The organism is Alteromonas sp. DY56-G5 (genome assembly GCF_041414725.1).
Classification (GTDB): Bacteria; Pseudomonadota; Gammaproteobacteria; order Enterobacterales; family Alteromonadaceae; genus Alteromonas; species Alteromonas macleodii.
The window spans coordinates 1-7,724 of sequence record NZ_JANHZQ010000080.1 but is presented as its reverse complement, the minus strand read 5'-3'; the positions used below and the strand labels follow the sequence as shown (position 1 = coordinate 7,724).

Sequence of the window (7,724 nt, the reverse complement as noted above, 5' to 3'; positions counted from 1 at the left end):
CACCTCCGCAGCCATTTATTGGTGTGGTCTACAGAGGATTATGTCTTTTTAGAGGGGAAAATCCCTAGAACCCCATAGTGGTGTGATTTCCGCGCTACTGGGCTGATCGCTTTTTATAAGCAGTAATACACCAACAGCAAAAAGTAGCGCAGTAAAAATGGCGACAAAAGGCATCACACCGTGAACGCCAACAAAGCCAAGGCAAAGCTGTCCTAACGAGCTGCCACCATAGAACGCTCCCATATAAAGGCCCACGCGCTTGGCGCGGTCGGCTTCATTACCATGTAATAACCAAGACTCAACAACAACGAATACACCTGCAACGGCAACGCCAGCAACGAACCGGGCAAGCAACCAAACGCTGGCGTCAGGGATTGCAGGCATTATGGCAATAGTAGTGATGAGCGTACCTAAACACCAAACAAATCCGTTTCGGTGTCCCAAGCGGGTAACCAAAGGCTCAATGGCCAACGCACCGAGAAGAAGGCCTGCATAAAAGCTACTTGCTAACCAACTGGCCAGCGACGTATCAAGGCCATAGTGCGTTAGCATAAGTGGAATGAGGCTCATTAAATAGCCTGACGCTATCGCATACATTGCCAGGGCAATCACCGGCGCTGAAATGCGTACTTTAGGCTCTGTAGACAATGTGTTTTCCAACGTTAAAGCCCCTGCAATCCGCAACTGCGTTCTAATGGCTATTAATTATTTGCGGGAATATGAGGGAATTTAACGGCGAGGTAAAACAAAAAGAAATGGTCGTAAAGAGCGATTTTATTACATGTTGAAGTGTGGAGGTGGTCTGAAAAGACGCTGGTTATAAGCGCGCACCGCAGGGCCAAGTTATCGCCCCTGCTTGCTTACAATTTTGCTATTTACATTTGAAAGCGTACGCCTGCAAATACGGTTCTTTCGAGGGCAGGTTCGATACCATCATTTCTCACGCGAGAATAATAGTTCTCGTCTAAAAGGTTATTAATGCCTCCATATACTGCCCATTGCGAATCGATACGATATTCAGCGGTCAGGTCAACAACTTCATAGGAAGGAATTAGCGCGGCTATTTCATCGATGCCTGTTCCTCTAGACGCATTCGAGTCTTGCCAAAATTGCTCGTCTACCATTGTCGCAGTAAGCGCGACATCAAGCTTTTCCGTGTTGTATATAAACCCGGCGCGTAAAAGATACTCCGGTGCAAAAGCGGTGGTATTTCCAACCAGGCTCTCGTTAAGGGAAGAGACGATTTCGGCATCAAGCAACGAGCCATTGGCAAAAATTCTAAAACTTTCGTCAGCACGACCCGCAAAAAGGTCGTAGTCGACGCTAAACTCTACGCCTTGATGGCGAGAGTCGCCAGAGTTCACTCGCTCTATGTCAGCGATATTTACCTGAATAGTTTCAATTTTGTCGTCAAAGTCGATTCTAAACGCGCTCACGTCAAGTACAAGACCATCAACAGGCATGGCGCGGTAACCAAATTCATAGTTCATTGCACTAGAAACATCGGGGCCATTTGAGCTGGCGAGTTCTGAATTGGGGTTGGCCAAATCATCAAATCGTTGAGGGCGATAAGATTCAGAAACGTTTGCATAAAGCTCACTGATTTCGTTGAGCTGATACATCATGCCAAGACCGAGTAGCAGTTCATTTTCAGTCTCGTCTACGTCGATAGGATCTCGGTTTAGACTTGGATTTTTAGTCAACTCTTCTAAGTCGTAATTAACGCGCTCATAACGTAGGGTAGGTACCACACTCAATTTATCGAATTTGAATAAATTTTCGATAAATACGGCGTTATACGTCATTTTACGGTCTTGATCGAATAGCAAGTCAGCGGCGTTCTGTTGGTTAGAGCGAATATCGCTACTGACGTGACGAGTTCTTGGGCTATCTCCCCAGTAAGAGGTTGTCCCCACAGTCAGCACATTGTTGTCGCCCCAGGCTTGCGCATAACGGGCGTCGAAGCCCCAATTATCGAATTCTTGTTGATCAATATTTGTGGTAGCAGGCTCATTCTCAGGCTCAGAAAATTGCCCAGAACGGCGACTAAAGCGGTCCATGTATGAATACCAGACATTCGCGTCAAGCGTCGCACTATCGCTAATCTTCTGCGCAAAAGTAAAATTAGCCAGTACTTGTTCTATCTCAACACGATTGAATGGGGTTAATGTTTGATTGCGGTCTTGTTCAAATTCCGTCGTACTCAAACGACCTGCTTCACCAGAGTCTGAGTTGTATACATCAAGTTCGAAACCAAGGCGAATGTCGTCAAACCCTTCATAAGCCACACTAACGTGGCCTGATGTTACATCGAAATCTTCATTATCTCGAGGGCCGTCGGCCGAACGGTGGTCTACCGATGCAAAGAAACCGAAGTCTCCAGTTGAAGTGGCAAACTCATTATAAGTGCTATATAGCCCATTGCTCCCGAGTGCTTGATCGGTTCGAAAGCCCGTATCGCGGCCTACTTCTGCGCGCTTGGTAATAAAGTTTACCGTCGGCCCTATTTGTGGACCGTAAATTAAACCCGACCCGCCGCGAACGAATTCTATGCGCTCAATACGCTGTGCTGGCGGCATGTAGTAGATGGTAGGGTATCCGAAAAGGTCTGCGGCTAGGGGAATATTGTTTTGAAAAAAGCCCACGAACTCAGACTCATGAGGGTTTCCTAAGCCGCGGTAGTTCACATTGTAAAAACTGGGGATGGCTTGATCTGAAACGAAGAGCCCCGGCAGCGTAGAAAACATCTGTCTTAAGTTTGGCTCAATGAAGTTAGGCATTTCATCAAGCTCTACCACTGAGGTCTTTTTGCCCTCAAAGATTTTGCCAGAATCAACGGCAGCCATGGTGCGTGGAAATGTTGAATCGCTATTTCCACTAATGGTGATACGCTCAATATCGTCTGGCGCTATAGCCGCCATTGCGGACGCGCTCGACAGTCCCGCTAGTGCAAATGCTATCGCTTTACCCAATTTAGATACTCTACTTACATTTCTCATAAATTTACCCTTTAATACTCTAAATACAAATGATAATGGTTCGTATATGATATATATAATTGTTTTTTTATCAACAAAAAATTCGAAGAATAAAATCTATTTAACAAAAATGCTTATGAACTAGATGATTGCCCACTCAGAGGGCGCTAGCAAGTCTCCTAGCGAAACGTGAGAATCCAGGAGTGGCTGTTCCCTTTCAAATTCCCAGGACGAAGCTACGCATAGTGAAGGTTTCTTTGATATCTGCCGGAGCGGTGGGATCCAGGTTTTCCTCCAGCAATCCCTGATAACCAAAGTTTTCCTGAGCAGAGCGATAACCGCAGCGGGATTTGGTTTGCTGATCGCCGGTAAAAAATACACGGCTGACCGCATAAACTTCCGCTAATAATGTCGGCTCTATACCAATGTCGCTAATTTGCATAAACCCAGACTGGCTTAAGCTCTTGTGGATTGCCTGCGCCGGGGCAGGATGTGGATAAAAGGGGATGACAGGTAAGGTCATTTTTGCTCTCTTTAAAAAATGGGTGACAATGCCGCGTCCGCTCAATCGAGGCGCAGACGCATGAGTTAAGTTAAAGAGATTTTGTGTTACCAGCCCACCAGGCCAGGCACCAGTGGAAGAAGCCGTAACTGCATGGCAGTAAATTAAGCTTACTAAAGTGAGGAATGCTCGCCGGCTGTTTGACACAACCGTGAGCCAGTACCGTGAGCAACGACATTAAATCGATCAGCAATCCTAAAACACCGCATGTAAAGCGGTGTGATGTCATACTCATTGATTGAAAAAACGAAGTGGTTGCCACGCGCCTGCTCTGTATATGGTATAAATAAAATACTACACGGCAGCCGGTTAAATGCAATGGGAAAATTATCGGTAAAACCCAATTGAAGCATGCTCCGAAATCGCCTTAAAACTCAATCAGCCTGCGCGTTTTCCTGCTTTAATGGCAACAACAAAGTAAACTCGGTAAACACACCGGGTTCGCTCTCGCAGTGAATCGAACCATCCAGTCGCTGCATAATGTTATACACCACCGATAAGCCAAGCCCGGTTCCCTCGCCGATGGGTTTGGTGGTAAAGAAGGGCTCAAATATTTTCTGCTGGATGTCGGCCGCCATGCCGGGGCCGTTATCCCTAATTCGAATGTGCAGCATATTATCTATCTCTGCAGCGCTTATTTGAATAACCGGCTCAGCCGTATCCGCCTTTTCCATTGCCTGCACAGCGTTTTTAATCAGATTCACCAGTACTTGCTCAATGAGACCTGAGTGCGTATGCAACACGCCATTGAACTCAACATTCCGCTGGATGCTAACCTTGTTATCCAGGTCATATCGCATCATCTTCAGAGTGTCATCCAGCAGCACAGAGAAATCACAAACCTCTTTTTCTCCGGTCTGATTATGAGAAAAAGAGCGTAAGTCGCTAATGATATTTTTAACCCGTTGCAGACCATTAAAAGAATCAGCGACGATTGCTCTGATATCTTCCAAAATAAACGGTATACCCGCCTGCTCCTCAAATTCACTGAGACTTTGTTTGAGATGAGCCGCTTTTTGATCCTGCTGAATGTCTATGGCAGTTAACAGCTCACTCTGCATGGACTGCAACTGAATAATGTTATCCAGATAGCTATCCATTGAGGAGAAGTTGCTGATCACAAATGACAGTGGATTATTAATTTCGTGAGCGATACCCGCTGCCATACGCCCGATACTGGCGAGCTTTTCGTTGTGTGCCAATGCCTGTTTAGTGGATTTAAGCTCCAGCAGCGTATCCCGCAGACGGGTATATTGTTTCTTGAGGCTCGACTCAGCCTGTTTGCGCTCTAACAACACCGTAAGCTGCTCAGCGGCCTTATTGATAATCGTAATCTGCTTCATGGAAACCCGCTCCATCTCCTGTTCGGGGATCAGGTAAAGCAATAAACACACTACGCGTTTATACACCACGATGGGGAATGCCAGATAACTACCAATATGAGTGGTTATAAGTTGGGTAACCGGCTCCAGTCCGCCACTTTCATCGAGCAGGTGAATTTGTGGATGCTGTTCTTCTATTGCCTGAGCAAGGCTGGCCGGCAGCCCGCCCTCTGATAACAATGCCTGCATAGTTTTTGCCAGATCGTTGCTGGCAGTATCGGAACCACGCACCCGAAAACGCGATGTGTTTTCCAGGTAAATTTCGAAACTGCAGTGGGCATGGCATAATCTCGCCAGCGCATTTGAGAAGGTTGAAAGCAGCGCCGTGAGCTTTTCGTCGCCTCGTGAAAAGCGTGTGATACACACCAGCAATTCTGTTTCTGCATCGTGCTGACGGTAGGTGTTTTCAATATACTCAAAAGTGGCCAGCTCCCGTTTGAGCACACTGGCATTAAACTTGGCTTTCGCTTCAGACGCCGTTAAACAGGCATTGATTTGGTACTCTTCCAGCCAGACTACTTCGTCCAGTTGCTGAGTGGGGTTATGCATAAGAATGATACGGGTATCCTGGTTAACCAGCCCCTGACGAATATACTGGGCTACCGACTGACAGAGGGAAATATCATCATCGGAGCCTACACAGAGTATAACCAGTGAGGGCTTACAACTGCGCAGTGTCTTTTTAGCGTTTCTCAGGCTGGTTAATTTTTCGCAGTGCATTGTGTTATCCGGCAAAAATGCCGCTAAGTCTGGACTCTGACCAACCAAAAACACTGGATTTTCCATACATTTACCCAACACTACCGTTTCTGAAAACTCTGCTATATTTGAAAGATAGTCGTTGCCTGCAGTTACGCAAACAATTACGCAGTTTAGAAAAAAGGAAAGTAAAAATGAAGTTAGTGAGATTGGTGTACTACAGCCATGCCTCGCGGGAAATGTCACTTAGCGATCTGAAATCCATTCTCGACACCGCCCGCCGTAACAATCAGGCCGAGGGCATTTGCGGTATGCTTTCTTACGAACAACAATATTTTTTGCAGGCGCTGGAAGGCGAACGCAGCGCCGTTAACGAGCTTTACCTGGATATTGCTGATGACCCCCGCCATGACGAAATCACTATTATCAGCTATGAGGAAATCACCGCCCCTATTTTCAAACAGTGGAAAATGGGCTACGCCGGCGGCAGTGCCGAGTTTACTAAATTGCTCAAAGAGATGGGCCAGACTGAGTTCCTGTCGGAAACCATGAGCCCTCGACAGGCATTCCAATTCCTGCAACACCTTGCTGGTAATCAGGACAACCTTTAAGGCATAGTGGTTAAGCAATCTAACCTAAGTTAGCCAGGAGCGACTATGTCCGACGCACAGAGTTACACATCGGTAGACCAGTACATTACCGCCCTACCCGTGGAAAAGCAGCGGGTAATATCACAGTTACGCCAGACAATACTGGATAACCTGCCAGCCAGATTTAGCGAATGCATCAACTAAAACATGATTGGCTATGTGGTGCCCCATCAACTGTTCCCTGCCGGTTATCATTGCAACCCAGAATTGCCATTACCCTTTATGAACCTGGCGGCACAGAAAAGCCATTATGGCTTTTATCATATGGGCATTTATGCAATGCCTGAGCTCGAAAGCTGGTTTCGGGTCCGTTACGCCGAAGCGGTACCTACTAAGCTGGATATGGGTAAAAGTTGTATCCGTTTTAAAAACCCCAAACACATTCCCTACAACTTAATTGGCGAGTTGGTCAGCAAAGTGAGCGTTGATGATTGGATATCGGTTTATCAAAGCCTCAAAAAATAGAACTTGTTCCACTTTTACTGTTCTACTCTATTAACGACTTAAATTGCGCTTCTGATAACACTTCTTCTTCCAGTAAAGCTTGTGCAACCTTGCTTATTTGCTCCCAGTATTGGTCAACTAATTGATCAGTTTTCAGGGTTGCTTCATCCAGCCACTCTTTGATTAATTTTTCAGTCTGAGATTGAAAGTAAACGTCTCCGCTCCATTCATGTAACACTGTGGTGTCTAAGTTGTAACTATCGGGATGCATTCCGTATTTGGCAACAGGATTCCAGGCAGACCACATGGCCTGCCTCAAATCACTGCTGGCACCGGTATCTAATCCTTCATCTCCGAACTGTTTTACCTGGGCCGCTCGACCAGCTAACGCTACACATGTCTGCGAGAACCAAAAAGCTTTCGTGTAATCAATTTCTTGTTCCCTGTTGTAGGCCACCATTCCTAAAGCTTGTTCTCTGGGCACAATACTTATTTGTTCAATTATTCTCTCTGGCATCAGAACTTTTGAGATAACCGCATGACCAGCCTCATGAAAGGCGGTTTCTGCCAGCATTTTTGCGCACTTATCAAGTGTCCGTTTAGCGCCATATTTAAGAATATTAATTTCTTCCAGTAACGTACTTTGACCAATTTTGCCAGTATTCTTACTTAGAGCCTGAAGCACTGTCTCCCGATGAACCTTCTCTAAATCTGCACCGCTCATACCAGCCGTTAGTGATACGATTAAATCAACATCTATAGCCTCTTCGTAAACGTCGTACTGCAAGAACTTTTCGATAAACCAGCGCCGGGCATTTTTATCCAGGAAAGGAACATGGACATGAAGATCAAGCCTTCCTGAACGTAATAATGCTTCATCAAGTTTATCCAGCCGATTGGTAGCCGCGACAATAAAAACCGCGCCTTTATTTGGCTATTTGCATTCTAAGGTTGGAAATCAGCTTTTCTGCCAAGGCAATGAAAAGGCTCAGTTGGTTGGAAGCTAAAG

General features: G+C 46.0%; 8 protein-coding genes and 1 pseudogene. 3 read left to right on the top strand and 6 right to left on the bottom strand.

Translation table 11 applies throughout. The annotated features are described in order from the left end of the window. Positions 1-48: 48 nt before the first annotated feature. From NO989_RS21150 to NO989_RS21135, 4 genes are all read right to left on the bottom strand, one after another. A complete protein-coding gene (locus NO989_RS21150) occupies positions 49-648 on the bottom strand; it encodes an MFS transporter (RefSeq protein ID WP_200866764.1) in 600 nt (199 codons plus the stop codon). 227 nt (positions 649-875) lie between these two features. Next, entirely contained in the window at positions 876-2,999 is a 2,124-nt protein-coding gene (locus NO989_RS21145) for a TonB-dependent receptor (RefSeq protein WP_020745975.1), read from the bottom strand. Between the two features lie 196 nt (positions 3,000-3,195). Beyond that, the gene (locus NO989_RS21140) at positions 3,196-3,501 is read right to left on the bottom strand and encodes a 2-oxoglutarate and iron-dependent oxygenase domain-containing protein (RefSeq protein WP_024024471.1); all 306 of its coding nucleotides are present in this window, start codon (positions 3,499-3,501) and stop codon (positions 3,196-3,198) included. Between the two features lie 413 nt (positions 3,502-3,914). Next, positions 3,915-5,708: a sensor histidine kinase gene (locus tag NO989_RS21135; protein WP_024024472.1), complete on the bottom strand. Its 1,794-nt coding sequence runs from the start codon at positions 5,706-5,708 to the stop codon at positions 3,915-3,917. Between the two features lie 107 nt (positions 5,709-5,815). Between NO989_RS21135 and NO989_RS21130 the strand changes: the two genes are divergently transcribed. The 3 genes from NO989_RS21130 to NO989_RS21120 are packed head-to-tail and all read left to right on the top strand — an operon-like array spanning position 5,816 to position 6,736. After that, positions 5,816-6,232: a BLUF domain-containing protein gene (locus tag NO989_RS21130; protein WP_371343153.1), complete on the top strand. Its 417-nt coding sequence runs from the start codon at positions 5,816-5,818 to the stop codon at positions 6,230-6,232. Between the two features lie 45 nt (positions 6,233-6,277). Then, a complete protein-coding gene (locus NO989_RS21125) occupies positions 6,278-6,415 on the top strand; it encodes a hypothetical protein (protein ID WP_198033587.1) in 138 nt (45 codons plus the stop codon). Between the two features lie 3 nt (positions 6,416-6,418). Next, a complete protein-coding gene (locus tag NO989_RS21120; RefSeq protein WP_020745968.1) occupies positions 6,419-6,736 on the top strand; it encodes a DUF1801 domain-containing protein in 318 nt (105 codons plus the stop codon). A 22-nt stretch (positions 6,737-6,758) separates the two neighbouring features. Here the strand turns inward: NO989_RS21120 and NO989_RS21115 are convergent, their stop codons facing one another. Together NO989_RS21115 and NO989_RS21110 are read right to left on the bottom strand one after the other, a co-directional pair. Continuing rightward, entirely contained in the window at positions 6,759-7,502 is a 744-nt protein-coding gene (locus NO989_RS21115; RefSeq protein ID WP_024024474.1) for a hypothetical protein, read from the bottom strand. A 54-nt stretch (positions 7,503-7,556) separates the two neighbouring features. Continuing rightward, a pseudogene (locus tag NO989_RS21110) lies at positions 7,557-7,628 on the bottom strand (AAA family ATPase); the annotation flags it as partial. Positions 7,629-7,724: the final 96 nt, after the last annotated feature.